Source organism: Embleya sp. L77 (assembly GCF_055557415.1).
In genome coordinates this window covers 3265644-3292330 of the sequence record NZ_CM145709.1, presented here as the reverse complement: position 1 = coordinate 3292330, position 26687 = coordinate 3265644, and the positions used below count along the sequence as shown (strand labels likewise).

Below are 26687 nucleotides of genomic sequence, written 5' to 3'. Positions count from 1 at the left end.
CCCTTCCGGGGGTCGGGCCGTTCGGCGTTTCGAGTAGCCGACTGAGTAGCGGTACTCATGTCCCGAACACCCCTGTCGCCGCAGGCTGGAGACACACGCCGGGCGGGCCGGCGGGGCAAAGGGGCGGACGGTCATGGCCAGGTTCATCCGACAGTGGTTGCTGCGTGTGGTCAGCTTCGCGCTGACCGGTCTGTATCAGCTCTACCGCGTCCATCCCGTCGTGTGGCGCTGGACCGCGCGCAACTATCGGCCGTGGATGCAGCGGTTCGCCCGCCGACACGCGTGGATGACCTGCCAGTTCGCCGCGCTCGACGTCCCCGCCTACCGCGACTTCCTGCGCCGGCACCGGTGGCGCTTCCGCTGGTTCGACCTCACCTCGTACCCGGAGACGTCCAAGGAGAACTACGTCAAGGCGTACCCCGAGGACACCCGCTGCTGGCTGGGCACCCTGGAGGTGGCCGGGACGGTGGTGGACGAGTCGTCCGGATCCTCCGGGACGCCGCACAACTGGCTGCGGTCGCGGCGCGAACTCAAGTCGGTGCACCGCAACGTGGCCGGCTACACCTCGCTGGTCTTCCCCCGGCGCAAGTTGTTCGTGATCAACGCGTACTCGATGGGCGCGTGGGCCACCGGGACCAACACCGGGATCGCGATGGCCCGGGTGGCGATGGTCAAGAACACCGGTCCGGACATCGACAAGATCGTGGACACGCTGCGCCACTTCGGGCCGCGCTTCACCTACCTGGTCACGGCGTACCCGCCATTCCTCAAGCACCTGCGCGACCGGCTGGACGCCGACGGCTTCGACTGGCGTCGGCACGCGATGTACGGCTTCGTCGGCGGTGAGGGCATGACCGAGGCGCTGCGCGACTACCTGGAGGAGCGCTTCGTCAAGGTGCGCTCCGGCTACGGGGCCTCGGACCTGACCATCGGGATGGCCGGCGAGAGCGACGCGACGGTGTGGCTGCGCAAGCGGCTGCTGACCGACGAGCGGCTGCGGGCGCAACTGCTGGGGCCGGACGAGGGCCGGGTGCCGATGGTGTTCCAGTACAACCCGCTGGAGACGTACCTGGAGACCAACGCCGAGGACGAGGTGATCTGCACGATCAACTCGACCGCGGTGATGAGCCCCAAGGTGCGCTACAACATCGGCGACGAGGGCCGGTTGCTGACCTTCGCGCAGGTCGAGGAGATGATCCGGCCGGACGCCCGGGCATGGGTCGACTGGGAGCGCGCGGCCCGGGTCGAGGGCATGCGGCTGCCGCTGCTGCTGCTGTTCGGACGCAAGGACAGCACCATCTCGTACATGGGCGCCAACATCTATCCGCAGGACGTCGAGTACGGGCTCTATCAGGACAATCCGATGGCGGCACACCTGGAGGGGTTCTGCCTGACCGTCGACGAGTACGCCGACCTGGAGAGCCGGCCCGTGGTCAATCTCCAACTGCGCGACGGGACTTCGTCGGACGACGTGGACCGGGACAAGCTCGCCCGGGTGTGCCGCGAGGGTGTGGTGCGGCACCTGGCCCGGGTCAGCCGGGACTTCGCCCAATCGCTCGCGGAGGATCCGACGTCGGCCGATGTGCGGGTGCTCGTGCACGACTTCGGGACCGGGCCGTTCCTGCGCGGCACCAGCCGGATCAAGAACGTCTACCTCGTGGAGGGGGAGCAGGGATGAGGACCACCGACTTCTCGGCGGCGCCGCCGCAGGCACAGGGCGAGGCGTTGTTCATCGGGGCCACGCACTACAGCGGACTGCGCTCGCTGCTCTCGCTGGCCCGGCCGTGGTTGCGGATGGTGCGCACCATGAAGCGGATGGACGGCTACCGCTGGCACAAGGTGTACCGGCAGGGGCGGTTCACGCTCGGCACGGTCGCGGTGTTCGCTGACCGGGACGCGCTGTTGCGGTTCGCCCGCTCCAAGGCGCACCGCGACCTGATGTGCTGGATGACCGATCACGGCGACCGCAACGGCACGGCGGGCTTCATCCGGCTCTTCGACGCGCAGCCGGCCGGCTACAGCAACGGCACGTGGCGGGCCGAGGGCAACGAGATGGCGCACATCGAGGAGTTCACCCCGATCGGATCCGAGCCGAGCGGCGCGCCGGTGCACCGGAAGGCGAAGTCGTGACGCTCACCGTGGAGCGGGTCGCCTCCCGTCGCGCGCTGCGCGACTTCTGCGCACTCCCGTTGCGGCTGCACCCGAAAGACCGCTACGTGCCGGTACTGCACGGGCAGGTGCAGCAGTGGCAACGGGCCGGGATCGAGTTGTACGTGGTGCGCGACCGGGCCGGTCGGGCGGTGGGCCGGACGTGTCTGCACACCGACGGGCGCTTCGACGCCAAGCTGCGCGGCCGACACCAGTTGTTCGGGCTCACCGAATTCGCCGACGACCCGGCGGTGTTCGCGACCCTGGTGGAGCTGATGGAGCGGCAGGCCGCGCGGGCCGGCCGCGACACCCTGTTCGGGCCGGTCGCGCTGCTGCCGAACCAGACCGGTGGGGTGATCACCTCCGGGTTCACCGAGCGCGGCTTCGTGGACTCGGCGTGGAATCCGGCGCGGTATTCGCAAACGTACGAACGGGCCGGATTCTCCCGGCGGTTCGCCGCGTCCACCTGGATCTGTCCGGACCTGCAAGGGCGCACCGACGATCCGGACACGACGTATGTGTTCGACGACGCGCGGATCGCCGCCGAGAAGTTGGTGATCCGGCGCGGGTCGCGTCGTCGGTTGGCCGAGCAACTGCCGATCCTGCACACGATGTTGAACGCGAGTTTCGGGCAGCTGGGCTACTACACGCCGATCGAGTTGGACGAACTGCGGGCGCAGACGGACGGGTTGGCCCATCTGCTGGACGAGTCGCTGCTGCTGTGGCTGGAGCGGGCGGGCGAGCCGATCGCGTTCACCCTCGCGGTGCCGGACATCTCGGAGTTCCTGATCCGGATCGGCGGCGATCTGCATCTCGCGAACCAGCTGAGGCTGTTGGCCACCCGCGGGCGCTATCGCCGGGAGGCGGTGCTGATCATCAAGGGCACGGTGCCGGCCGCCCAGGGGCGCGGCTATCTGACGCTGCTGGCGCGCGAGCAGTATCGGGCGCTGCGGGCGGGCGGCTACGACACGTTGCGCAGCACGTGGGTCGAGGACGACAACAAGGCGTCGGCCGCGCAGTATCGCCGGATCGGCGGCCACGAGCTGCACGGGCACACGTTCTACCAGCGAACCGTGGGAACAGTGGGGTTCACCGGATGAGTACCCAACTCGCGGAGCTGTTGCGGTCGGCCGGGCGGGCGCCCAGCGCGCACAACACGCAGCCCTGGACGGTGACGCCGAGCGGCGCGCTGGGCTACGCGCTGTCCTGGGACGCCGAGCGCGAGCTGCCGGTCGGGGATCCGACGCGGCGGGACCTGTTCCTGGCGCTCGGCGCGTTCACGGAGGCGTTCCTGATCGCGTCCGCGGCGCTGGAGGTGCCGCTGCGGGTGGAGTGGGGCCAAGCGCCGGAGCGGGGTGCGGTGGCCCGGTTCGTGCGGGCGGAGGAGTGTTATCCGACGCCGTTCACCGCGGCGGAGTTGGCGGGGCGGCGCAGTGCGCGCGGGGCGTACGTGCCGGGGACGCTGCCGGACTCGCTGTTCGCCGCGGCCAGGGAGGCGCTTGCCGGGTCGGCGGGTCTGTGGCGGGGTGGCACCCGGGCATTGGCGCCGTTGCTGGACGAGGCGGATCGCCGGCTGTTCGCGGACCCGGCACTGGTCGCCGAGCTGCGCCGGTGGTTGCGGTTGCGGCCGGCGCCGGCCGGTCGCCCGGACGCCCGGGACGGGCTGACCGGGCCGGCGTTGGCGCTGTCCCGGTTTGAGGCGCGGGCGCTGCACACGGTGCTGCGCCCGGGCGCCTATCGGGTGTTGCGGCGGGTCGGGTTGGCGCGGGGGTTGGCGGCGGCGTCGCGGGGAGTGTTGCGGTACGACGGGAGTGTGCTGGTGCTGACCGCGCCGAGCGGGCCGGTGGGTGCGGTGGACCTGCTGGAGTCGGGGCGGGGGTTGCTGCGCTGTTGGTTGACGCTGGCCCGGCACGGTTACGCGACGCATCCGCTCAGCCAGGTGATCGACTGTGCGCGGACGGCGGCGGAGGTGGAGGCCATGGTGGGCGCCACGGCGCTCGCGGTGTTCCGGGTCGGGCGGCCGGTGGCCGAGCCGGTGCGTTCCGCGCGGTGGACGGACTGAGCAGGGGTTCGGTGCCGGGTCCCTCGAACGGGTGGGCGGATCGACTTGCCTCGATACCCTAGGGGGGTATAAATTCGTCGTCGTGGGGCCGATCATGGTCCTCGTGTCGACGAAAGGATCACCGTCATGAGCACCGCCACCTTCACCGTCAGCGGGATGACCTGCGGCCACTGCGTCTCGTCCGTCACCGAGGAGGTCTCCGAGGTCTCCGGCGTGACCGACGTCAAGGTCGAGCTGGCCTCGGGTCTGGTGACCGTGACGTCCGAGAAGCCCGTGGACGCGGACGCGGTGCGTGCGGCCGTCGTCGAGGCGGGTTACCAGGTCGTCGGGGCGTGAGGCGTTGTCGTCCCGTCGGCCCGGCCGACGGGACGCAGCCGAGGGTGCGGGAGGTCGTGGTCCGGTGAGATGCGGCCTTCCGCCGGCCGCGCCCCGGTGCTTCAGCGCCTGCCGGTCACCAGCCAGGCGTCCCCGTACGCTCGCCTGCCGAGCAGGAGCGCCCGGGTGACCATGAAGGTGCCGATCGCCCACCACCACACCGCGATCAGGCCGCCGCCCAGGGCCAAGACGGTGCCCAGCGCCGCGCAGAACGCGGCCAGCACGACGGGCATGGTCAGCGCGAGGTAGCGGCCGTCGCCCGCCCCGATCAGCACCCCGTCCAACACGAACACCGCGCCGGCCAGTGGCTGGAGCGCGGCCACCGCGAGCAGGGTGCCGGCCAGCAGGTCCCGCACCGCCGGGTCGGTGGTGAACAGCGGGATGTACAGCGGGCGGGCGGCGATCACCACGATCGCGAACAGCACGCCCGTCCACATCCCCCACACCAGCATCCGGCGGGTCGCGGCGCGGGCGCCGCTCGCGTCCCCCGCGCCCAGGGCCCGGCCCACGATCGCCTGCGCCGCGATGGCCAGGGCGTCCATCGCGAAGGCCAGGAACGTCCACACCTGCCAGGCGACCTGGTGGGTGGCGATCGAGGTGTCGCCCATGTGGGTGGCCGCCACGGTGGCCACGATCAGGATGGCCCGCAGGCTGACCGTACGGACGAACAGCGGCGCGCCGGCCGAGGCGGAGGCCCGGATGCCGGCCGTGTCCGGGCGCAGCGAGGCGCCGTGTCGGCGGGCGCCGCGGACGACGGTGACCAGGTAGACCAGGGCCATCGCGGTCTGGGCGAGCACCGTGCCCCACGCGGAACCGGCGATGCCCCAGTGCAGGCCGTACACGAACCCGACGTTGAGCAGCAGGTTGGCGCCGAAGCCGAGGACCGCGACCACGAGTGGGGTCCGGGTGTCCTGGAGGCCGCGCAGCACGCCGGTGGCGGCGAGCACGATCAGCATCGCGGGGATGCCCAGCGAGCCGATCCGCAGGTAGGTCACCGCATGCGGCGTCGCGCTGTCCGAGGCGCCGAACGCCGCGACGATCCACGGGGCGCCGACGAGGCCGACCACGAGCAGCCCGATGCCCAGCAGCGCGGCCAGCCAGACGCCGTCCAGGCCCTGGCGGATCGCGGCGCGCGGATCGCCCGCGCCCATGAGTCGGGCGACCGCGGCGGTGGTCGCGTAGGCGAGGAACACGCACAGGTTGACCAGGGTGGTCAGCATCGTGCCCGCGACGCCCAGACCGGCCAGCTGGGGTGTGCCGAGCCGGCCGATGATCGCCGAGTCGACGAGCACGAACAGCGGCTCGGCGACGAGGGCGAAGAAGGCCGGTATCGCCAGGCGCAGGATGTCGCGGTCGTGGGCGCGGCGCTGCGTCCGGGCGGTGGGCGGTGAGGCGGGCCGGGGGTTGGGCTTGGCGGCGGGCTTGGTGGTGGGCTCGGCGGGCTTGGCGGCCGGCTCCGGGACGGGCGGCTCTGGGGGCGGGGACGGGACCGTGGACGGCACTCGTCCACCGTAGTCATCCACAGGTAAGGGTCACAATGCGCTCCTGGTCATTACCGGCGAGCGCGGGGCGTACGCGGGTGCACACGTGGGGCGATAGCCGCATGATTCGCCCAACAGTTTTTCACATACACAGCCGGTGGATAGAGAAATCGCAGGTCAGGGCGGTTTGTGGACATGATTGCGAAGCGTTGACGGCTGACTGCACACAGCTTGTGCACAGCTGGACCCACCTCTCTCCACAGGTTGTCCACAGTTATCCACAGGCCCTGTGTATGACGGTCTTGGCCGTCCCCGGGTCCACCCGTACGGTGAAGGGCCGCACGCCGCGTCGCGCGGCGGATCTGTCGGCCGTGTGGCGTATGAAGGACACGGTGTACTGCGGTGCGACCTCGCGCGAGCCTTTGTGAAAGGAGACCCCGGGCATGAGCGTCTCCGAGTTCGAAGAGACCAGGCCCGAGCCGGCCCGCGAAGGATTCGAGCGGACCCCGCCCCAGGACATCGCGGCCGAGCAATCGGTGCTCGGCGGCATGATGTTGTCCAAGGACGCCATCGCCGACGTCGTGGAGAACCTCAAGCCGATCGACTTCTATCGGCCCGCCCACGAACTCGTCTACAACGCGATCCTGGACCTGTACGCGCGCGGCGAACCGGCCGACGCGGTCACCGTCGCCGCCGAGCTGACCAAGCGCACCGAGATCGGCCGGGTGGGCGGCGCCCCGTACCTGCACACCCTGATCTCGTCGGTGCCCACCGCCGCCAACGCCGAGTACTACGCGCGGATCGTGCGCGAACAGGCGGTGCTGCGCCGCCTGGTCGAGGCGGGCACCCGCATCGTGCAGATGGGCTACGCGGCCGACGGCGAGGTCGACGACATCGTCAACAACGCCCAGGCCGAGGTCTACAAGGTCACCGAGCAGCGCACCACCGAGGACTACGCGCCGCTGGCCGACATCATGGAGGGCGCCCTCGACGAGATCGAGGCGATCAGCTCCCGCGGCGGCCAGATGTCCGGCATCCCCACCGGCTTCACCGACCTCGACTCCCTCACCAACGGCCTCCACTCCGGCCAGATGATCGTCATCGCAGCCCGCCCGGCCATGGGCAAGGCGTTGGCGCTGGACACGCCCCTGCCGACGCCGACCGGCTGGACCACGATGGCCGAGGTGCGCGTCGGCGACCTGCTCGTCGGTGCGGACGGGGCACCCACGCGCGTGGTGGCGGCGACCGAGGTGCTGACCGATCGACCCTGCTATGAGGTCGAGTTCTCGGACGGCGCGGTGATCGTCGCGGACGGCAGCCACCAGTGGGTGACCCAGACCCGCGCCGAGCGCCGTGCGGCGCGCGACGACCGCGACGGGAGCCCGGTCGTCGGGACGGTACGCACCACCGAGGAGATCGCGGCCACCGTGCTCTGTGCGACCGCCGACCGGCGGTTGAACCACGCCGTCCGCGTGGCCGCGCCCGCGCAACTCCCCGAGCGCGACCTGCTTTTGCCCCCCTACGTGCTGGGGGCCTGGTTGGGCGACGGACACAGCGCGGGGAGCCGGTTCACCACCGCCGATCCCGAGATGATCGACAACATCGAACGCGAGGGCATTCGCGCCGTCCCGAGCTCGAGTCCCATGCTGTACAACCTTCGCCTTCCGGAACCGGCGGCCGTCGGGGAACGCGCGTGTGTCGTCTGCGGGAAGCCGTTCGTGCCGGGCACCTCGCAGGTGCGTTCGTGCGGCAAGTCCTGCGGTGGCAAAGCGAAGGCGGTTTCGGCACCGGTCGGCGAGCCCGCGTGCGCCGACTGCGGCGGACCGTCGAGCGGGTTGGTGCAGTGCCAGGCGTGTCGCGACCGGCACGGCACGGTTCCCGCGATCCTGCGTACCCTCGGTGTGCTGAATGACAAGCACATTCCCGAGGAGTACCTGCGTGCGTCCGAACGGCAGCGGCGCGATCTGCTCGCCGGGCTGCTCGACACCGACGGATACGTGAGTCCGAGCGGCACCGTGCAGTTCGCGGTGACCAATCGCAAGCTTGCCGAGGGTGCCCTCGAACTCGTGCTGAGCCTGGGCTACCGCGCGACGATGCGCACGAAGCCGGTCGAGGGACGCAGCGCCGAATCGTCGACCTGCTACCAGGTGAACTTCACGCCGGCGGACAAGGTCTTCCGGTTGTCGCGCAAGATCGCCCGGCAGAGCACCCTGGCCCACCCGACCACCCGGCTGCGCTACGTCAGCGCGGTGCGGCGTATCGACTCGGTGCCGGTGCGGTGTGTGGAGGTGGACAACGAGGACCATCTCTACCTGGCCGGCCGCTCGTGGATCCCCACTCACAATTCGACCCTCGGCCTGGACATCGCGCGTGCGTGTTCGATCAAGAATGGGCTTGCCAGTGTGATCTTTTCGCTGGAGATGGGCCGCAACGAGATCATGATGCGGCTGTTGTCGGCGGAGGCTCGGGTCGCGTTGCATCACATGCGGTCGGGGAGCATGACCGACGACGACTGGACGCGGCTCTCCCGCAAGATGGGCGAGGTCACCGCGGCGCCGATGTACATCGACGACTCGCCGAACCTGTCGATGATGGAGATCCGGGCCAAGTGTCGCCGGCTCAAGCAGAAGCACGATCTGCGGCTGGTGATCATCGACTACCTCCAGCTGATGCAGTCGGGCGGTTCGCGCCGGGCGGAGAACCGCCAGCAGGAGGTCTCCGAGATGTCGCGAAACCTCAAGCTCCTGGCCAAGGAACTCGAGGTCCCGGTCGTCGCGATGTCCCAGCTGAACCGTGGCCCGGAGCAGCGCACGGACAAGAAACCGATGGTTTCCGATCTTCGCGAGTCCGGTTGTGTCACGGCGGCGACCCGGGTGTTGCGGGCCGATACCGGTGCCGAGGTCTCCATGGGCGAACTGCTGGCGACGGGCGAGCGGGACATTCCCGTTTGGTCCCTGGACGAGCACTTGCGGCTCGTTCCGCGCACCATGACCCACGTCTTTCCCAGCGGGGTCAAGGAGGTCTTCCGCCTGCGACTGGCATCCGGACGGGAGATCGAGGCCACCGCGAATCACCCCTTCCAGACCTACGACGGGTGGAAGCCGCTCGGGGAATTGACCGTGGGCGCACGTGTCGCCGTGCCTCGACGGATCGATGCTCCTGCACGTCCGGTTGCCTGGCCCGAGGCCGAAGTGGTCATGTTGGCGCACCTTCTCGGCGACGGTTGTGTCGCTCCGGGGCAGCCCATTCACTACACGAGCAATGATGAGGCCAACCTCGGTGCGGTGGAGGAGGCGGCAGCTCACTTCGGGATCACCCCGCGCCGTGAACAGCAGCAGTCGTGGTGGCACGTCTACCTCCCGGCCCCTCGGCGCCTTGCCCGAGGGCGGCGGAACCCGATTGCGGCGTGGCTCGACCGATTCGCTCTGTACGGCAAGCGATCGCACGAGAAGTTCCTGCCCTCGGAGATTTTCGGGTTGCCCGACGATCAGGTACGACTGTTCCTGCGGCACCTGTGGGCGACCGACGGCTCGGTCACGGTGTCGGCGGCGGGTGCGGTTCGCGTCTACTACGCGAGCACGAGCGAGCGACTCGCCCGTGACCTGCAGCTTTTGCTCCTGCGGGTGAACCTTCGCGCGAGGCTGCGCAGGGTGGGCAACACCAAGGGACGCCCGGGCTGGACGGTGGATATTTCCGGGGTCGAGGACCAGCGTCGGTTCCTGAACGACGTCGGGGTGCATGGCGCGCGCGGGGAGTGCGTGACAAAGGCCCTGAACCGGCTTGACGGGGTGATGGCGAACACGAACCTGGACACCGTCCCTCGGGAGGTCTGGGAAGCCGTCAAGACGGCCATGCAGGGTCGGCGGATGACCACACGGGCCTTCCAGGCGGCCCTGGGTACCAAGTACTGCGGCACGGCTCTGTACAAGGCGGCACCGAGCAGGACGAGGCTCGCCACCGTCGCGAGCGTGCTGGAGCACGCGGACCTGGAACTCCTCGCCACCAGCGACGTGTTCTGGGATCGGGTCACCGAGATCGAGAGTCTCGGCGAGCAGAAGGTCTATGACGCCACCGTGCTCGGTACACACAACTTCATCGCCAACGGGATCAACATCCACAACTCCATCGAGCAGGATGCCGACATGGTCATTTTGTTGCATCGTGAGGATGCCTACGAGAAGGAGTCGCCGCGGGCCGGGGAGGCGGATCTGATCGTGGCCAAGCACCGCAACGGGCCGACGGCGACGATCACCGTTGCGTTTCAGGGGCACTACTCGCGCTTCGTGGACATGGCGCAGAGCTGAGCTGCGGCGGGCCCGGCCGGCCACTCGGTCAGATGTCGCGCCGGCGCAGGGCTGCCCAGCCTGCGAGTTGGGCGGCCAGGGCCCACCCGGCGAGGATCGGGCCGCCGGCGGCGTCGCCGTCGAGCAGGTCCATCCCGGCCCGACCGGGAAGGAAGTCGGCGGCCGAGGCGGCGATCAGCATCGGCAGCGCGAGCATCACCGTCAGCACCACGCTCAGCGTGGCCACCGGGCTGCGCAGGAGCGCACCCAGGCCGACCGTCAGGATCGCGGTGAGCACCAGGTAGGCGGTGATCGCGGCGATGTCACCGGCCACCGCGGCGGAGCCGGTGACCCCGTACGAACCGAGTGCCAACCCGCCGATGCCCACACCCGTCAGTGCGAGCAGTGCGGCCAGCGGTGCGGTCACCGCGACCACCACCGTCGTCTTCGCGAACAGCACCCGGCCCCGCCGCGGGTCGGCGGTCAGCGTGGTGCGGATTCACCACGTGGAGCGCACCGACCACAGCTTGATCCACTCCGAGGCCACCGCCGCGCGCAGCGCGAGCGGTCTGGCCCGAACAGGCTCCCGGACCCGACGCGCCGCCTCAACCGGCCGCATACTCCACCGCCTTTTCCGTCAGTTCCAGATACGCCTGCTCCAACGAGGCCCGTCGAGGGCTGAGTTCGTACAGCGGTACGCCGAGCGCGTGGGCGGCCCGGCCGATCTCCTCGATCGACACGTCGGCGTAGCCGCAGGTCTCCCCGTCCGTCGCGACGACCCGCGCGCCGGTTCCGACCAGGTGCTCGGTCAGCCGGGCCAGGCCCGCCCGATCCGGGCTGCGGACCAGTACCCCGGAGGCGCCGGCCGCGTCGATCACCTCGGCGATTGGCGCGTCGGCGATCAGCCGTCCCCGGCCCATCACGACCAGGCGATCCGCGGTCTGTTCCATTTCGCTCATCAGGTGGCTGGAGACGAACACCGCGCGTCCCTCGGCCGCGAGCGAGCGGATCAGCTCGCGGAGCCGGCGCACGCCGTCGGGGTCGAGTCCGTTGATCGGCTCGTCCAGGACCAGGGCCCGCGGATCGCCGAGCAAGGCGCCCGCCACGCCCAGTCGTTGGCTCATGCCCAGCGAGAACAGGCCGGTCCGGCGGTTCGCCACGTCGGACAGGCCGACCAGGTCCAGCACCTCGTCCACCCGCCGGGGCGCGATGTCGTGGGTTCGGGCCAGGGCGCGCAGGTGCGCTCGCGCGGTTCGTCCGGGATGCACCGCCTTGGCGTCGAGCAGTGCGCCGACCTCGTGCAGCGGCCGGCGCAGCCGTGCGTACGGTCGGCCGTCGATCCGGGCGTGTCCCGATGTCGGTCGGTCCAGCCCGAGAATCATCCGCATCGTGGTCGACTTGCCGGCGCCGTTGGGTCCCAGGAAACCGGTCACTTGGCCGTTTCGCACGGTGAGCGTGAGTGCGTCGACGGCGGTGTGTTCGCCGTATCGTTTGGTCAGCCGTTCCAAGGTGATCATCGTGCCCCTTCGTCGTCTCCGAGACGAAGCTAGGAGCGCGACGCGGGGTGCGGCATCGCTCGTTCGACAGACCCCACCCGGGACTTTCGACAGAGGCGCAGACGCAGACGCCGGCGGGCGGGCGAGGAATCGTGGGCCTGTGGCGGCGCAACATGGAGCCCGGTCGCGCCGGCGCCGAGGAGTGCGATGCCGGTCGGGTACGCCGCAGCCTGGGGCCGCACCACCGCCGCCTGCCGGACGCTCCCCGTCCCGGCGGGCGGCGGCGTGCGTGGCGGGGCCCGGTGGGCGGCCGAGGGGGGCGGTCCGGAGCCCCTCCCCCTCGGAAGGCTCCGAACCGTCCCGGTGCGGCGGACCCGATCACGGGGTTGTCCGGGCCCGCCGCATGCCGTCGATCATGGTGGGCCGCGCTTGGGATTCGTTGGGCGCGTGCTTGGCGTTCACCTGCCGCGCTCGGCGTCCCGGCCCCGACGCGCGTCGCTCATTCCCGCGCACGAGCTTTGGATACTCCCGCTGTAGTACGCCGTGGTACTGGCGTCTGCGAGGGCGGTGCGGACCTGTAGTTCCGGGGGCGGAACTTGCCGTCCGAGGCCCGGTTTCATTTGAAGTGCCCGTTCGGCCTGCCTACCTTCGAAGCCGACACCACCAGCGTTCTCTCGGGTCGTGCGGCGGTCGGTGGCCGCGCAGCTTGGTGGCCCCGTGGTACCCGATGCCGGCGGTGTCCTGGGCTTCGTCTCGACCATGGGTGCGACCGTCTTCGTCTTCCAGACGTTGCTGGGCAACTCCGGGGTGATGTTCATGCTGCCGGTGATGATCTACATGTTCGTGGTGGCCATCGGCACCGACTACAACATCCTCATGGTCGCCCGATTGCGCGAGGAGGCGAAGGAGGGCAACGAGCCGCGGGAGGCCGCGGCCCTGGCCGTCGAGCACGCGGGTCCCTCGATCGCCGCCGCGGGTGTCATCCTGGCAGGGACGTTCGCGTCGCTCATGATGGCGGGCATCGACATGATGACTCAGATGGGCTTCGCTGTCTCGGTCGGCATCTGCATCTCGGCCTTCGTGATGTCGATGTTCCTGGTTCCCTCCGTGACCGCCCTGATCGGGCATGCGGCGTGGTGGCCCGGGCACGCCGACCGTGCGTCGGGCCCGGTCGGTCGAGGCGACCGGGATCGGGAGCCGGTAATGGCCGGGGACCGCTGATCAGGGAGTACCCGAGGAGTACGGATGTCCGTGGAAGGCCCCGCGCGAGTCGCCGTGCGGGGCCTTCCCGCGTCCGCGAACGGTTCCCGCCCGAGCGAGTCGGTCGAGCCCTGGCTGCTGCCGGTGCCCAAGCCGCTCGCGCGATGGCTGCCCTGCCGGACCTGGGTGGGCGAACTGCTGATGGTCGCCCTGGTGCTGCTGTGCGTGATCGGCGGCTCGGTCGGCGGGTCCACCAGGGATCACAACCCCGGACATCCGAACGCGCTCAACCTGGTCATCGCCGGGATCACCTGCCTGGTGCTGCTGGGCCGGCTGCGGTGGCCGTTGACGGTGTTGGCGCTGACCGAGGCGGGCCAGGTGTTCTACCTGGCCGCGGACGGTCTGGACGGCCCGATCCTGATCCCGACCATGGTCGCGCTGTACACGGTGGCCGCCAGCGGGCAGCTGCGCCGCTCGGTGCTGATCGCCTCGGCGGTCGCGGTGGTGCACACGGGGATGCGGATAGGGCTGACCCCGGACGGGTTCCTCTCCCCGGAGAAGTACCTCTCGGGCATCTGGATGTACCTGCCGGTCGCCATCGGCGAGGCGGTCCGCGCCAAGCGGGCCTACTGGGCGGAGGTGCAGGCCCGGTTGGCGCGTGCCGAGCACGAGCGCGAGGACGAGGCCCGGCGCCGGGTCACCGCCGAACGCATGCGCATCGCCCGCGAGCTGCACGACGTGGTCGCGCACAGCATCGCGATGATCAACATCCAGGCGGGAGTGGCCGCGCACGTGATCGACCGGGACGTGCCGCAGGCCAAGGAGGCGCTCGTGCACATCAAGGTGGCCAGCCGGGACGCGCTCGCCGAACTGCGCACCACGCTGGGCGTGCTGCGCCAGGACGGCGACAACGATCTGCCCACCGAGCCGACCCCGGGTGTGGAGGACGTGGAGGCCCTGGTGGCCTCCTACCGCAACGCGGGCCTGCCGGTGCTCCTGGAGGAGTCCGGCGAGGCCCGGAACCCGTCCGCGCCGGTCGGCCTCGCGCTGTACCGGATCGTCCAGGAGTCGCTCACCAATGCGATGAAGCACGGCGGCGACGGTGCGTCGGCGATCGTGCGGGTCGTGTACGGCGAGCACGCGGTGGAGGTGGACGTGCTCGACGACGGTCGGGGCACCCCCGGGACGGACTCGGTCAAGGGCGCCGACGGCACCGGACACGGGTTGCTCGGCATGCGGGAACGGGCGGTCGCCGTGGGCGGTTCGCTCGCGGTGGGACCCGGCCCCCATGGCGGTTTTTCGGTACACGCGGTGCTGCCGCACCACAAGGGCGCGCTCGTCGCGCGTCGGGACGGAGATTCCTCATGACGGTGCGCGTGCTGATCGCGGACGACCAGTTGCTGGTCCGGTCGGGCTTCAAGGTGCTGGTCGGCAGCGACCCCGAGCTGGAGGTGGTCGGCGAGGCGGCGAACGGCACCGAGGCACTGGCGCTGGCCAAGGAGACCCAGCCGGACGTGGTCCTGATGGACATCCGGATGCCCGGCATGGACGGCCTGGAGGCCACCCGCCGGATCGTCCGCGACGACGACCTCGCGGGCGTGCGGGTGCTGGTGCTGACCACGTTCGAGGTCGACGAGTACGTCTTCGAGGCGCTGCGGGCCGGGGCCAGCGGCTTCCTGGTCAAGGACACCGACCCCGAGGACCTGCTCAAGGCGATCAAGACCGTCGCGACCGGCGACGCGCTGCTCTCGCCGGGGGCAACCCGGGCGCTGGTGGCCCGCTTCCTGTCCCAGCCCGAGCCCAAGGTGGCCGCGCCGGATCGACTGGAGGCGCTCACCGACCGCGAGCGCGAGGTGCTCTCGCTGGTCGCGGCCGGGATGAGCAACGACGAGATCGCCGAGCACCTGTTCGTCTCGCCGCTGACCGCCAAGACCCACGTCAGCCGGGCGATGGTCAAGCTCGGCGCACGCGATCGGGCGCAGCTGGTGGTGATCGCGTACGAGTCGGGCATGGTCCGGCCGGGACGCGGCTGAGCACCGCGCCCCGGACACGGCCTAGCCGAGATCGTTCGCCAGCAGGGTGTGGATGCCCTCGATGTTGGCCCGGAGATAGGCGGCCAGGCTGGCCGGGACCAGGCCCACCGAGGCCAGCCCGGAGGGGGTGAAGGGCACCCGCACGATGTCGTACTCGCCGTTCGGCTCGTCCACTTCGGGGCCGTGCCGCAGCGCCGGGTCCATCGATTCGAGCCGGCATGCGAAGAAGTGCTGGATCTTGACCCCGCCGGGCTCGGGCACGGTGTCCACGAACGCGGGCACCGGCCGGCCGATCTTGCCGCCGAGTTCCTCGAACACCTCGCGGCGCAACGCCTCGGTCACCGTGGCGTCCTCGGGTTCGACGCCGCCGCCGGGGGTGATCCAGTACGGGGGGCTGTCCGGCTTCGTGCGTTTGATCAGCACCATCCGGTCCTCGTCGTCGAGCAGGATCGCGCGTGCCGTCCGCTTCACCACTGAACGCATCGTCGGTGCCCTCTGCTTTCTTGCCAGGCGTTGCCCCCGTCTGAAGTCTCCCTTTCCGGTCGGACGGGTGGTTTATGCCTGTGCGGCGCCACCTTCGGGATCACGCCCAGCGCGCGGCGCGCGCGATCAGCTCGCCGTGCAGATGCGAGATGTGCGGTTGGCTCAAAGTGCCCTCCCGAACCGCGAGGAACACCGTGTGCAGCGGTGGCAGTTCGGGCTCCAGGAGGGCGACCACCGCGCGCCGGTCCAGCGCCTCGGCGCACAGGTAGCGCGGCAGCACCGCGATGCCGTGTCCGGCGCGTACGCACTCCAGCACGGCGCGCAGGTCGGGCACCGTCACCGCGGCCGGGGTGGTGGGCTTCGCGTCGAACACGGTCGTCCAGTAGCGCCGGATCAGCGGTTGCTCCTCGGCTTCGCCGATCAGCGGCACCCCCTCCAGCGCGGCCGGGCCCCGGGCCCGGATCCGGCTCGGCGGCAGCCGCGCGGCCCAGTGCGGAGCGCCGATCAGGACGTACTCCTCGTCGGTGAGCGGCGTGCCCACTATCCCGCGGGCGCGCGGGCGCACATCCGAGATCACCAGGTCGTGCCGGGCCGCCGCCAGGCCCGCGAGCAGCACGTCGCCGGGGCCCAGGGTCACCCGTAACCGCAGGCCGCGCCGGACCAGGTCGGCCAGCGACGGCAGCACGCGCAGCGCGGTCAGCTCGGTCGGGCCGCCCAGGTGCACGGTGCGCCGCAGCGGGTCCACGCCACGCACCTCGCGGGCCGCGATCTCCTCGATCGCGTCCAGGTGCGGTGCGAGCCGGCGGGCGAGTTCGTCGGCGGGACCGGTGGGTGCCACGCCGCGCGGCAGCCGTTCGAACAGCTGCTTGCCGACCTGCTTCTCCAGGGTGCGGATCTGCGCGGTTATCGCCGGCTGCGAGAGCCCGAGCGACGCGGAGGCCCGGGTGAAGGAACCCGCGCGGTGTACGGCCAGGAAAGTGCGCAACAGCGTCAGGTCCACGGGTCCCCCGTCTCGTGTCCCCCGACCACTCCCGAGAGTCGGGGACATCACGTGATCTTGCCCGAAGTCGCAGGTCAGCCCGGGGAGGCGGGGTCCAGGGCGCGCAGGATGTCCGCGACGAGATCCGCGGTGTCCTCACAACCGGCCGAGAACCTGACGAATCCTTCCGGCACATCGTTGCCGGCCCACCGGGCACGTCGTTCGGCCATGCTGTGCACACCACCGAAGCTGGTGGCGTCGGAGACCAGTTCGAGCGCACCCAGGAACCGACGAGCGGTGTCCGCGTCGGCGAGCGTGAAGCCCACGACGCAGCCGAACCGCCGCATCCGACGGGTGGCCACATCGTAGGCCGGATCGCCTTCGAGTGCGGGGTGGCGGACGTCCGTGACGTCGGGGCGTTCGCTCAGCGCTCGGGCGACGGCCAGCGCGTTGACGGCCTGCCGGTCCACCCGCAACTGCAGGGTGGACAACGAGCGATGCGCCAACCAGGCCTCCATCGGCCCGGGCACCGCGCCGGTGAGCGAGCGCCAGGAACGCACCCGGGCGCCGAGGTCGGCGCCCGCGCAGGAGACGTAGCCGAGCAGCACGTCGCTGTGCCCGGTCAGCGCCTTGGTGCCGCTGGCCGCCGAGATGTCGGCGCCGAGGGCGAGCGGGAGTTGGCCCAGCGGGGTGGCCAGGGTGTTGTCGACGGCCACCAGGGCGCCCTGCGTGTGGGCGAGGGTCGCGATCCGCTCGATGTCGCACACGTCCAGGCCCGGGTTGCTCGGAGTCTCCAGCCACACCAGGCGGGCGCCGGTCAGGGCCTGTTCGAGCTCGGCGCCGGCGGTGGGCACCAGCCGTACGGTGATCCCGCGAGCGGTGAGGTGCGCGCCGACCGCGCGGGTGGCCGGGTAGCCGTCCGACGGCAGTACGACCACGTCACCCGGCTCGGTGAGTCCGATCAGGACGGCCGAGACGGCGGCCATCCCGGACGCGAACGTGACGGTGTCGGCGGCCCCCTCCAGCGCGCCGATCGCCTGCTCCAGGCCGACCCAGGTCGGGTTCGCGTAACGCCCGTACTGGTAGGGCCCGTTCACTTCGCCGGGCATGTGGTACGTGCCGGCGAACACCGGTCCGGGCAGGAAGGGGTCGCCCGGCGCGTGGCCCGGACTGCCGGCCCGGACCGCCCGGGTCCCGTCGCTCCATTCGGCGGACAATCCCGACTCCCTCACTGCCTGTTTCACGTGAAACCTCGACCGAGCCATCGTGGCGCGTGGCCGTCAATCGCGGTCCAGGATCATGCTCAGGAACCAGCTCACGATGCTGATCACCAGGGCGCCGAGCAGCGCGGTCCAGAAGCCGTCGATGTGGAAGTCGAGATCCAGCTTGTTGGCGATCGCCTCCGTCAGCCACAACATCAGCGCGTTGATCACGAACGTGATCAGGCCCAGCGTGAGTACGAAGAGTGGCAGTGAGAACAGCTTCACCACCGGTTTGATTATCGCGTTGACGATCCCGAAGATGAGCGCGACGAAGATTATCGTCTTGGCCTTGGTGCCGGCCGAGGCGCCGTCGGCGAGGTCGATTCCGGATACGAGCCAGCCGGCGAACCAGATGGCCAGTGCGTTGGCACCCAGCTTGATGATCAGGCTTTTCATATCCTGATGCTGGCATCCGGCAGGTCCTTCCCGCTTGAGCCGTGGGGGAAATGTCGGTTTGTGTCGGTAAGGAGTTGGTCACATGAAGGTCTTTCGGCTCGACGATCTGGACGCGGAGCGCGCGTTCGAACAGGGCGCGTACCTGAAGTTTCTCAGTGAGCGGAACTTCTCGATGGGCCTGTACGCGCTGGAACCGGGCGAGAGCGACACCCAGAAGCCGCACGGCCAGGACGAGGCGTACGTGGTGATCAGCGGTCGGGCCACGCTCACCGTCGGTGAGGAGTCCACCGCCGTGGCGCGCGGCAGCGTCGTGTACGTACCGGCGCAGGTGCCGCACCGCTTCCATCGGATCACCGAGCCGCTGCGGGTCCTGGTGTTCTTCTCGCCGCCGGAGGGCTGAGCGGGAGGGCCGGCCGCGCGGAGACGGGCGCGTGGGGCGGGCGCGGGCGCGGGGCACATGGGGCCGGAGGTGTGGGGCCGGGCGCGGGACGCGTGGGCCGGCCGCGTGGGCTGGGCGGTGGGCGGTCCGGACCCGTGTACGACAATCGGACCTTGGGATCCAGCGATCGGGTCTCGGGATCCGACGATCGGGAGTACAACTGATGGCGCTGCGCGACGAACTCTGGGCTGCGATCGAGGACGTCTACGCGGCGATCCTGGACCACCCGTTCATCCACGGGCTGACCGACGGCACGTTGCCGCGCGAGGCGTTCCGGCACTACGTCGTGCAGGACTCGCACTACCTGCGCGACTACGCCAAGGCGCTCGCGGTGTGCGCGGCCAAGGCGCCGGACGAGGCGACGACCGTGCAGTTCGCGGGTGACGCGGCCGGTGCGATCGCCGCCGAGCGTTCGCTGCACGAGGGTTTCATGGTCGACTTCGGCAGCTCGGTGGCCGACGCCACCGCGACCGAACCGGTACTGCCGAGCACCCGGGCGTACGTCAGCTACCTGCTCGCCACGGTGCACAACGGCTCGTTCGCCGAAGGGGTGGCGGCGGTGCTGCCCTGCTACTGGATCTACGCCCGAGTGGGCGACGCACTGTTGGCCAAGGGCTCGCCCGACGAGCTGTACGGACGCTGGATCGCCACCTACGGCGCCGAGGAGTTCCAGGCGACGGTGCGCGCGGTGCTCGATCTGGTGGACCGGATCGGCGAGGACCTCTCGGCGACCGAACGGGCGCGGATGATCGAGCACTTCACCACCACGGCACGCTACGAGTGGATGTTCTGGGATGCCGCGTGGCGCGGCGAGCGTTGGCCGGTCTGAGCGGGTCCGGGGCGACCGGATCGTTTCCGGGCGAACAGGAACCGGTGCGCCCGGGTACGACGTGTCCTCCCGGGGAATGTGCTCCCCGGGTGTGCACGTCTCGCGGGAGTTCGCGTGACTGGGGGTTGGACGATGGAGACATGGCCGGGATGGGCGCGCATCGGCGTACCGGTGCTCGTGCTGGTGTTGCTGTGCTGGTTGCTGATCTGGCTGTTCTCGGCCTTCCTGATGCTCATCGTCAAAGGCGTCGTCGGGCTGTGCGTCACGGTCGGGATGGTCGTGCTCGCGCGCACCGCGGTGGTCGGCCGAGGGCCGCGCGACCCGCTCGGCTGAATCCGGCGCTGGTCGTGCGGGCGGCGGTGTGCCAGGGTGGGGGCGCACCACACGGAGATACACGGGAGCTCGGGGCACCGGGCTGAGAGGGCGCTGAGGCCGCGCCGACCGCAGAACCTGACCGGGTAATGCCGGCGTAGGGAGCCTTCCATGACCTCGCACGACACCTCGCTGCCCGCTGCCCCGTCGGCCGACCCGGCCGCCGCGCGGACGGTCACCAGCGGACCGATTTCCCCCGCCCACCACCGCGGCTACGTCGCCGGATCGCGCGAGGACCTGCGCGTTCCGGTACGCACGGTGCATCTGACCAACGGCGAGACGGTTCGCCTGTACGACACCTCGGGCCCGTACACCGACCCCGCCTTCGAGGTGGACGTACGGCGCGGCCTGCCCGCGCTGCGCGAGCCCTGGATCGAGGAGCGCGGCGACACCGCCCGCTACGACGGCCGGATCGGCGCACTGACGCCGGCCGGATTCGCGGGGCCCGGCGCGGGAGCCCGACCCAGGCGTGCGTCCGGATCCGAGGCGGTGACCCAACTCGCCTACGCGCGACGCGGGCTGGTCACCCCGGAGATGGAGTTCGTGGCGATCCGGGAGGGGCTGACGCCCGAGCTGGTCCGGGACGAGATCGCCGCCGGTCGGGCGGTGTTGCCCGCGAACATCAACCACCCCGAGATCGAGCCGATGGTGATCGGCAAGAACTTCCTGGTCAAGGTCAACGCGAACATCGGCAACTCGGCCGTCTCCTCCTCGATCGAGGAGGAGACCGACAAGCTGGTGTGGGCGATCCGCTGGGGCGCGGACACCGTGATGGACCTGTCCACCGGCAAGGACATCCACACCACCCGCGAGTGGATCGTGCGCAACTCGCCGGTCCCGATCGGCACGGTGCCGCTCTACCAGGCACTGGAGAAGGTGAACGGCAAGCCCGAGGAACTCACCTGGGAGCTGTACCGGGACACCGTGATCGAGCAGTGCGAGCAGGGTGTGGACTACATGACGGTGCATGCCGGCGTGCTGCTGCGCTACGTGCCGCTGACCGCCCGGCGCAAGACCGGCATCGTCTCGCGCGGCGGCTCGATCATGGCCGCGTGGTGCCTGGCGCACCATCGGGAGAACTTCCTCTACACGCACTTCGCCGAGCTGACCGAGATCCTGCGCGCGTACGACGTGACCTACTCGCTCGGCGACGGACTGCGTCCGGGCTCGATCGCGGATGCCAACGACGCGGCGCAGTTCGCCGAGTTGGAGACGCTGGGCGAACTGGGCCGGATCTCCCGGTCGATGGACGTGCAGGTGATGATCGAGGGCCCGGGCCATGTGCCGATGCACAAGATCAAGGAGAACGTCGACCTCCAGCAACGCATCTGCGACGAGGCGCCGTTCTACACGCTCGGCCCGCTGACCACGGACGTCGCGCCCGGCTACGACCACATCACGTCGGCGATCGGCGCGGCGATGATCGGCATGTGGGGCACCGCGATGTTGTGTTACGTGACGCCGAAGGAGCACCTGGGCCTGCCCGATCGGGATGACGTCAAGGCGGGCGTGATCGCCTACCGGATCGCGGCCCACGCGGCGGACCTGGCCAAGGGCCACCCGGGTGCCCAGGCGTGGGACGACGCGCTCTCCGATGCCCGCTTCGAGTTCCGTTGGCAGGACCAGTTCGACCTGGCGATGGACCCGGATACCGCGCGGGCCTACCACGACGCCACGCTCCCGGCGGAGCCGGCCAAGACGGCCCACTTCTGCTCGATGTGTGGGCCGAAGTTCTGTTCGATGCGCATCTCGCACGACATCCGCGCGGAGCATGGCGACGGGGCTGCGGCCGTGGCGGCGGAGGCGGATGCCGAGGCCGGGATGCGGGCCAAGTCGGCGGAGTTCGCCGCCGCGGGCAACCGAGTCTACCTGCCGCTGGCCGACTGACGTTCGGGTGCGGCACGACGTCTCGGGGACCGGGCGGTTCCCGGGGCGTCGTCAGGCCGGTCCGGGCGGGTCGCCCGCGCCGGCGACGGCGAAGCACGTCAGTCGGTCCGGTTCGCGGCGTGGGTTGGTTGGTGGAATGCCGAGGTAGTAGCCGATCGCTGCTGGAGCGCGTTGTAGGCGGTCACAGGGGTGCTCGTTGGCCTTCAGGTTGCGAGCAGGTGTCCGTGGGTGTTCAGCAGTCGGCTGACCTCCGGAACATCTCCGAGTGGTCGGAGGAGGCTCAGAATCACTCGAACTCGGCTCGATGTGCGCCGGCTTGCGATGTCCCGGGAGATGTCGATCATCCGTTCCGCGGTGGCGGCAGCCTGCTCGGGCTCGTTGGCGTGGGTGTATGCCTCGGCGAGCCAGGACAGGTAGAGAGCCATCTCGCGAGTGTGCGTCAGGGCGTAGCTCCCGAGAACGTCGGTCAGGAGTGGCACTGCTCGCAAAGGGCGCCGGAGTTCGGTGAAGGCGCGGGCTTCCATGACCTGTAGCTCCCCCGCGTCGACCCAGTACAGGTAACCGGGTTCGTCCGCTCCGGGCTCGTACTCCGCCAAGGCGTCGGCGGCCGATTGCATTTCTTTCATGGCGCCTTGGTCATTGTGTGCCTTCGTATGTGCCCAAGCGGCACGATCGTGTGCCAGTGCGCGGGCTCGTGCCGGCGATGCGGGACCCGTCACCTCCAAGGCGGCCTGCGAAAGCGTCACCGCGTCCAAGGGTCGGCCGTTGTTGGCGTGGTGGTACGCCAGGCTGCCCATCAGGTTTCCCGCCAGAGTGTCGTCTCCGGCCTCCATGGCGGCACTGATCCCGAGTCGGTAAGCCTGCTCCGCCTGCCGACCATGGCCTGCGTCACTCGCGATCCATCCGGCGATCTGCGCGAACTCGCCGATGGCGGTGAGCAGGGAGCGGCCCACTGCTTCCGTATGTGTGCTCTCCCGATACAGACGCACCGCGTGACGAAGATCGCGAAAGGCCGGGCCGATCAGATCCTCGCCGTAGATCACGTCGTCGGCGAGGCGCAAGGCATGGGCTCTGCCCATCAGATCGGCGACGGCCTCTGTTCCGATCCGCCTTCCACCGGGCCCACCGGCGGACGTAAGTGCCTCCGCCGCTGGGGGCAACAGCTCGGCCAATGTCGCTGCGGGCCGACGCGGTTCTTCGCTGAAGATTTCGCCGCAGGTGGATTCTTGGGACGCCTGCGGGTCTGCGGTCGCCGGGTGCGTTGTGGTCCAGCCCAGTTCCGCGAAGGGCAGGCCGGTGGCGCGTTCGAGAATCCTGCGATAGGCCGGACCGGGCATGCTCACGGTGCCGTCTTCGAGGTGCGCAACGTAGCGCCATGAGCAGGCGCAGTTCTCACCGATTTCCGCAGCGGCCTGAGCCATGGACAGCGCAAACTCTTCCCGCGTCTGATGGCGAACTTCTTCGCGTAGCCGACGCAAGAGGGTGTTCGGCCTTCTTTGCTTGCCCTCGTTGGTAGTCAAGGCGACTCCGACCCACATAGGTACTACGTGGCTATCCACGGTAGCGCTGTGCCCCTGATCGGTTACCGCGAATTCGATCATCGTCATGGCGTGCCTCGGAATGGCATACGAATGGCATGCGGTGGTCATGGACCTCGGACAGCCTCCGTCCAAGGCTTGTCTCATGAGAACCACTCAGGCAAATCGGGCGGGTCTGCGGCATGTGATCAGGCGGGAGACGCCGGCGAAGGAAGAACGGGACGTCGTTTCGGAGGCGTGGTCGGAGGCGGATGGGCGGGTGAGTCCGGGTGAGCGGTGGTTGGGGGCCGTGCTTCGGGGGCCGGGGTGGGAGCCGGTGTGGGTTCGGCAGCGGGCGTGGGAGTCGCATCCGGCGGCCGTGCGGGAGGTGCGGGCGCTGACATGGGCCGCCATGGCGGATTGGAACCTGCTCGAACTGACCGACGAGGCGATGTTGTGCGCGTCGGAGTTGGCGACCAATGCCGTCGTGCACGCGATGATGCCCGATCAGCATGTGGACTGGTTGTGGCGGACGTTCACGGTGCGGCTGTCGTTTTGGCCCAAGCGGGCGATGGCGATCGAGGTGCGCGATGCCGACCCCCGTCTGCCGGTGGTGCCGGGACCGGGGGTGCTGCGCCCCTCGCCGGCCGAACCGGAGCGGATCGGGGGGTCGTTGCGGGGCTTGCGGATGGTCGAGGCGGTGTCGGACCTCGTTTCGTGGGGGCCGGTCGCCACGGGCGGCAAAACCGTCTGGTGCCGCTTCGACCTCGTACCTCGTGGACTGGCAAGGCCGTTCACGATGACCGGAAACCGATAGCCGAAAGTCCGTGGCGCGCGTCGAAGCCGGAAGTTCCACCACCGGCCCCGACAACCTCAGCCGCAGCCGGACCCTGGGTCCTCGGGGCCGGCCGCGGAGGGGAGTTCGTGGTCAGTTTTCCGGGGTCTTCGCGAGGCGGAGGTCCGGTTCCGGTTCCGGGGTCGGGTCGACCTCGATGCGGACGGACTCCTTGGGCGTGGTGTCCGTCGTGGGCTTGGCGCCGTTGCCGTTGCCGCCGGCCAGGAGTTGGCGGGCGATGCCCAATCCCGTGCCGCCCATGGTCAGGGCCTTGGCGAACAGATCGCCCATGCCGTCACCGCCGTTGAGCAGGACCATGTGGTCCACGTTGCCGAAGGCCTCGGCGCCGGCCCGGACGATCTCCGGCCAGTTCTCCGCGAGTTGCTGGGCGACGACCGCCTCCTGGTTCTCCGCCAGGGCCGCCGCCCGGGCGGCGATCGCGGCCGCCTCGGCGAGGCCCTTGGCCTTGGCCGCCTCGGCCTGGGCCTTGCCGGTCGCCAGGGTGGCCTCGGCCGCGGCCAGCCCGCGCACCTTGGTCGCCTCCGCGTCGGCGATCGCGGCCAGTTCGGTCTCCCGGGCGCTCGCCTCGGCCGCCGAGATCCGCGCGTCGCGCTCGGCCTGGGCCCGGGTCCGGGTCTCGTACGCCTGCGCGTCGGCCGGCTTGCGCACGTCCGCCTGGAGCTGCTGCTCGCGCCGCATGGCCTCCAACTCGGCCACCCGGGTCTCCTGGACCACCACCTCCTGCTTGGCGGCGGCATCCGCCAGCGGGCCCGCCTGGCGCGAGCGCGCGGTGGCCTCGTCCCGCTCGGCCTGGTAGCCGGCCTGCTGGATCTCGCTGTCCCGGGTGGCCTGGGCCATCCGCGCCTTGGCGTCCTGCTCGGCCTCGGTGGCCTTGCGGGTGGCCAGTGCCTCGGCGATCCGCGCGTCCCGGATCACCGCCGCGGTGTGCGGTGCGGCCATGTTCTTGATGTAGCCGGTCGGGTCCTCGATCTCCTGGATCTGCAGGCTGTCCACGATCAGCCCGAGCTTCTCCATGTCCGATCCGGACGCGGCGCGTACGTGCGCGGTCAGCTTCTCCCGGTCGCGGATCATGTCCTCGACGGTCAACCCGCCGACGATCGAGCGCAGATGACCGGCCAGCACCTTGCGGACCCGGGACTCCATCTGCTTCTGCTGGTCCAGGAAGCGGCGGGCCGCATTGGCGATCGAGACGTAGTCGTCGCCGATCTTGAAGATCACCACGCTCTGCACCCGCAGCGGAATGCCCTGGGTCGTGACGCATTCGACCGAGAGTTCCGCTTCGTTCAGGTCGAGCGAGAGCTTGCGTACCGCCTGCACGAACGGCAGCACGAGCGTGCCGCGCCCGGTGACGATGCGAAATCCCATGCCCTCGCCCAGGCCCTCGGTGTGGTGCCGGGAGCCGGAGATGACGAGCGCCTCGTTGGGCTCGGCGACGCGCCACATGAGTTTGAAGACCACGATCAGGACCACGAGCAGACCGAGCACGGCGAGCACGGTGTAGAGCACGGAGCATTCCCCCTTTGGCCTGTTCCGGAGTGTCCTCGCCACCGGTGGGGACGCCAAGAGGGAGCTCCCCAGGGGTGGTTGCCCTCGCGCCGGGCTTGCCGACCCGCCCCCGCCGCCCCCGCTCGACCTCAGCCGAAAGCCGCCGCCACGTACACCGTGCGCGGCGGCAGGTACTCCACGATCACCACCAACGTCCCCACCGCATGCTCCTCGCCGGGCAATGCCGAGTACGCGAGGAATGCCTCCACCCCACCGCGCACCTCGATCATGACCTCGCCCACCAGCCCGGGTCCGATTCCCCCGGTGACCTTCCCGCGTTTGCCGACCATGCCGCCCATGCCGCCCATTGTGTGGCCCAGCCGGATCCGCCGGATCCCGACGGCGTGATCCGGCCCTCCCGCCCCGAGTGGGTGGGAGAGCCGGCGCCGATCGTCGGTCAGCCGAGGAGGGTGGTGCCCTCGTCGGATGCCTCACGCAGGCGCGAGCGCATGAACGGCAGGATGCCCCGGTGCAGGATCGCCCGGCGCCATTCCTCGCGCGCCAGGTACACCTCGACCTCGCCGGTCGGCCGGGCCCGATTGCGCGCGGCCACCGCCAGCATCGCCAGTCCCCCGATTGCCGCCGCCCCGAGCGAGATGCCCACGGCCGCGAGCGAGGCGAGTTGCATCGTGTGCTGCATCGTCGAGTCGTCCATCGTGAGCGGCAACAACACGTAGCCCACGATCAGGAAGACGACCGCCGAGATACCGGCCACGATCACCGCCATCGCGGTGGCGAGCGCGAACCAGCCGAAGCCCTCGCCGACCTCGATCATCGATGCGCCGAAGTCCTGACGGATCCCCGACTCGAAACGCTGCTCTGTACGTTCGTAGCGGTCGTACTCGTCGCGTGCCGCGTCCGCGATCGACGGGGTCGCGTCCAACGTGGCCGTCCGCAGCTGCTCGACGTTCAGGTTGGGTACCGCCGCAAGACCGGAGAGGGTCTCCTCCAGGTGCAGCGCGTCATCGACGAACTGCTCGTACTGACGGCGGTGCTCGTCACTTCCAAACCAGTGTTGCATCGGATCCCCCGAATGAGGCCGCG

General features: G+C 70.1%; 24 protein-coding genes and 1 pseudogene. 14 read left to right on the top strand and 11 right to left on the bottom strand.

The features are described from left to right. The first annotated feature begins 133 nt into the window (after window positions 1–133). The 5 genes from ACZOOI_RS14010 (at window position 134) to ACZOOI_RS13990 (ending at window position 4546) form a co-directional block, all read left to right on the top strand. Window positions 134–1678, top strand: a complete 1545-nt coding sequence (locus ACZOOI_RS14010) for a phenylacetate--CoA ligase family protein (protein ID WP_465280965.1) — start codon at window positions 134–136, stop codon at window positions 1676–1678. Next, on the top strand, window positions 1675–2130 hold the full coding sequence (locus tag ACZOOI_RS14005; protein ID WP_465280964.1) for a DUF4188 domain-containing protein: 456 nt from the start codon (window positions 1675–1677) through the stop codon (window positions 2128–2130). Before ACZOOI_RS14010 ends, ACZOOI_RS14005 begins: the two co-directional genes overlap by 4 nt. Further along, the gene (locus ACZOOI_RS14000) at window positions 2127–3248 is read left to right on the top strand and encodes a hypothetical protein (protein ID WP_465280963.1); all 1122 of its coding nucleotides are present in this window, start codon (window positions 2127–2129) and stop codon (window positions 3246–3248) included. The genes ACZOOI_RS14005 and ACZOOI_RS14000 overlap by 4 nt, the downstream gene beginning before the upstream one ends. Beyond that, window positions 3245–4210 carry a nitroreductase family protein gene (locus ACZOOI_RS13995; protein WP_465280962.1) on the top strand — a complete coding sequence of 322 codons (966 nt, stop codon included), beginning with the start codon at window positions 3245–3247 and terminating at the stop codon, window positions 4208–4210. Before ACZOOI_RS14000 ends, ACZOOI_RS13995 begins: the two co-directional genes overlap by 4 nt. Window positions 4211–4282: 72 nt before the next feature. Next, window positions 4283–4546: a heavy-metal-associated domain-containing protein gene (locus tag ACZOOI_RS13990; RefSeq protein WP_465281187.1), complete on the top strand. Its 264-nt coding sequence runs from the start codon at window positions 4283–4285 to the stop codon at window positions 4544–4546. Between the two features lie 101 nt (window positions 4547–4647). On the opposite strand, the gene ACZOOI_RS13985 is transcribed toward ACZOOI_RS13990, so the two are convergent. After that, window positions 4648–5931, bottom strand: a complete 1284-nt coding sequence (locus tag ACZOOI_RS13985; RefSeq protein ID WP_465281186.1) for an MATE family efflux transporter — start codon at window positions 5929–5931, stop codon at window positions 4648–4650. Between the two features lie 578 nt (window positions 5932–6509). Between ACZOOI_RS13985 and ACZOOI_RS13980 the strand changes: the two genes are divergently transcribed. After that, window positions 6510–10370 carry a replicative DNA helicase gene (locus tag ACZOOI_RS13980; RefSeq protein ID WP_465280961.1) on the top strand — a complete coding sequence of 1287 codons (3861 nt, stop codon included), beginning with the start codon at window positions 6510–6512 and terminating at the stop codon, window positions 10368–10370. Window positions 10371–10398: 28 nt separating this feature from the next. On the opposite strand, the gene ACZOOI_RS13975 is transcribed toward ACZOOI_RS13980, so the two are convergent. Both ACZOOI_RS13975 and ACZOOI_RS13970 read right to left on the bottom strand, forming a co-directional pair. Then, window positions 10399–10809, bottom strand: coding sequence for a hypothetical protein (locus tag ACZOOI_RS13975; RefSeq protein WP_465280960.1), 411 nt, complete (start codon window positions 10807–10809; stop codon window positions 10399–10401). A gap of 145 nt (window positions 10810–10954) precedes the next feature. Further along, window positions 10955–11866 (bottom strand): ABC transporter ATP-binding protein, encoded by a 912-nt coding sequence (locus ACZOOI_RS13970; RefSeq protein ID WP_465280959.1) that lies wholly within the window; start codon window positions 11864–11866, stop codon window positions 10955–10957. A 679-nt stretch (window positions 11867–12545) separates the two neighbouring features. On the opposite strand from ACZOOI_RS13970, the pseudogene ACZOOI_RS13965 reads away from it, so the two are divergent. From ACZOOI_RS13965 to ACZOOI_RS13955, 3 genes and pseudogenes are all read left to right on the top strand, one after another. Further along, window positions 12546–13066: pseudogene (locus tag ACZOOI_RS13965) on the top strand (MMPL family transporter); the annotation flags it as partial. 24 nt (window positions 13067–13090) lie between these two features. Next, complete coding sequence (locus tag ACZOOI_RS13960) at window positions 13091–14413, top strand: sensor histidine kinase (RefSeq protein WP_465280958.1); 1323 nt, start codon at window positions 13091–13093, stop codon at window positions 14411–14413. Further along, the gene (locus ACZOOI_RS13955) at window positions 14410–15078 is read left to right on the top strand and encodes a response regulator (RefSeq protein WP_465280957.1); all 669 of its coding nucleotides are present in this window, start codon (window positions 14410–14412) and stop codon (window positions 15076–15078) included. The genes ACZOOI_RS13960 and ACZOOI_RS13955 overlap by 4 nt, the downstream gene beginning before the upstream one ends. Before the next feature lie 21 nt (window positions 15079–15099). Here the strand turns inward: ACZOOI_RS13955 and ACZOOI_RS13950 are convergent, their stop codons facing one another. The 4 genes from ACZOOI_RS13950 to ACZOOI_RS13935 form a co-directional block, all read right to left on the bottom strand. Further along, window positions 15100–15561, bottom strand: a complete 462-nt coding sequence (locus ACZOOI_RS13950) for an NUDIX domain-containing protein (RefSeq protein WP_465280956.1) — start codon at window positions 15559–15561, stop codon at window positions 15100–15102. Between the two features lie 100 nt (window positions 15562–15661). Beyond that, the gene (locus ACZOOI_RS13945) at window positions 15662–16561 is read right to left on the bottom strand and encodes a LysR family transcriptional regulator (protein ID WP_465280955.1); all 900 of its coding nucleotides are present in this window, start codon (window positions 16559–16561) and stop codon (window positions 15662–15664) included. A gap of 74 nt (window positions 16562–16635) precedes the next feature. Beyond that, window positions 16636–17784 carry a cystathionine gamma-lyase gene (locus ACZOOI_RS13940; protein WP_465280954.1) on the bottom strand — a complete coding sequence of 383 codons (1149 nt, stop codon included), beginning with the start codon at window positions 17782–17784 and terminating at the stop codon, window positions 16636–16638. Window positions 17785–17820: 36 nt separating this feature from the next. Further along, window positions 17821–18198 (bottom strand): phage holin family protein, encoded by a 378-nt coding sequence (locus ACZOOI_RS13935; protein ID WP_465280953.1) that lies wholly within the window; start codon window positions 18196–18198, stop codon window positions 17821–17823. An 82-nt stretch (window positions 18199–18280) separates the two neighbouring features. Here ACZOOI_RS13935 and ACZOOI_RS13930 point away from each other — a divergent pair, with 82 nt between their 5' ends. From ACZOOI_RS13930 to thiC, 4 genes are all read left to right on the top strand, one after another. After that, on the top strand, window positions 18281–18598 hold the full coding sequence (locus ACZOOI_RS13930) for a cupin domain-containing protein (RefSeq protein ID WP_396008000.1): 318 nt from the start codon (window positions 18281–18283) through the stop codon (window positions 18596–18598). 202 nt (window positions 18599–18800) lie between these two features. Then, window positions 18801–19466 (top strand): thiaminase II, encoded by a 666-nt coding sequence (tenA, locus tag ACZOOI_RS13925; RefSeq protein ID WP_391587221.1) that lies wholly within the window; start codon window positions 18801–18803, stop codon window positions 19464–19466. 132 nt (window positions 19467–19598) lie between these two features. Beyond that, window positions 19599–19799: a hypothetical protein gene (locus tag ACZOOI_RS13920; RefSeq protein ID WP_465280952.1), complete on the top strand. Its 201-nt coding sequence runs from the start codon at window positions 19599–19601 to the stop codon at window positions 19797–19799. A gap of 150 nt (window positions 19800–19949) precedes the next feature. Then, on the top strand, window positions 19950–21725 hold the full coding sequence (gene thiC, locus ACZOOI_RS13915) for a phosphomethylpyrimidine synthase ThiC (RefSeq protein WP_465280951.1): 1776 nt from the start codon (window positions 19950–19952) through the stop codon (window positions 21723–21725). Window positions 21726–21928: 203 nt separating this feature from the next. On the opposite strand, the gene ACZOOI_RS13910 is transcribed toward thiC, so the two are convergent. After that, on the bottom strand, window positions 21929–23245 hold the full coding sequence (locus ACZOOI_RS13910) for a transcriptional regulator (protein WP_465280950.1): 1317 nt from the start codon (window positions 23243–23245) through the stop codon (window positions 21929–21931). Window positions 23246–23330: 85 nt separating this feature from the next. On the opposite strand from ACZOOI_RS13910, the gene ACZOOI_RS13905 reads away from it, so the two are divergent. Continuing rightward, on the top strand, window positions 23331–24059 hold the full coding sequence (locus ACZOOI_RS13905) for an ATP-binding protein (RefSeq protein ID WP_465280949.1): 729 nt from the start codon (window positions 23331–23333) through the stop codon (window positions 24057–24059). A 111-nt stretch (window positions 24060–24170) separates the two neighbouring features. On the opposite strand, the gene ACZOOI_RS13900 is transcribed toward ACZOOI_RS13905, so the two are convergent. The 3 genes from ACZOOI_RS13900 to ACZOOI_RS13890 all read right to left on the bottom strand — a co-directional run bounded on the left by ACZOOI_RS13900 (window position 24171) and on the right by ACZOOI_RS13890 (window position 26664). Beyond that, window positions 24171–25541: a flotillin family protein gene (locus tag ACZOOI_RS13900; RefSeq protein WP_465281185.1), complete on the bottom strand. Its 1371-nt coding sequence runs from the start codon at window positions 25539–25541 to the stop codon at window positions 24171–24173. A gap of 191 nt (window positions 25542–25732) precedes the next feature. Then, on the bottom strand, window positions 25733–25942 hold the full coding sequence (locus ACZOOI_RS13895) for a hypothetical protein (RefSeq protein ID WP_391587211.1): 210 nt from the start codon (window positions 25940–25942) through the stop codon (window positions 25733–25735). A gap of 98 nt (window positions 25943–26040) precedes the next feature. Beyond that, window positions 26041–26664, bottom strand: coding sequence for a hypothetical protein (locus ACZOOI_RS13890; RefSeq protein WP_465280948.1), 624 nt, complete (start codon window positions 26662–26664; stop codon window positions 26041–26043). Window positions 26665–26687: the final 23 nt, after the last annotated feature.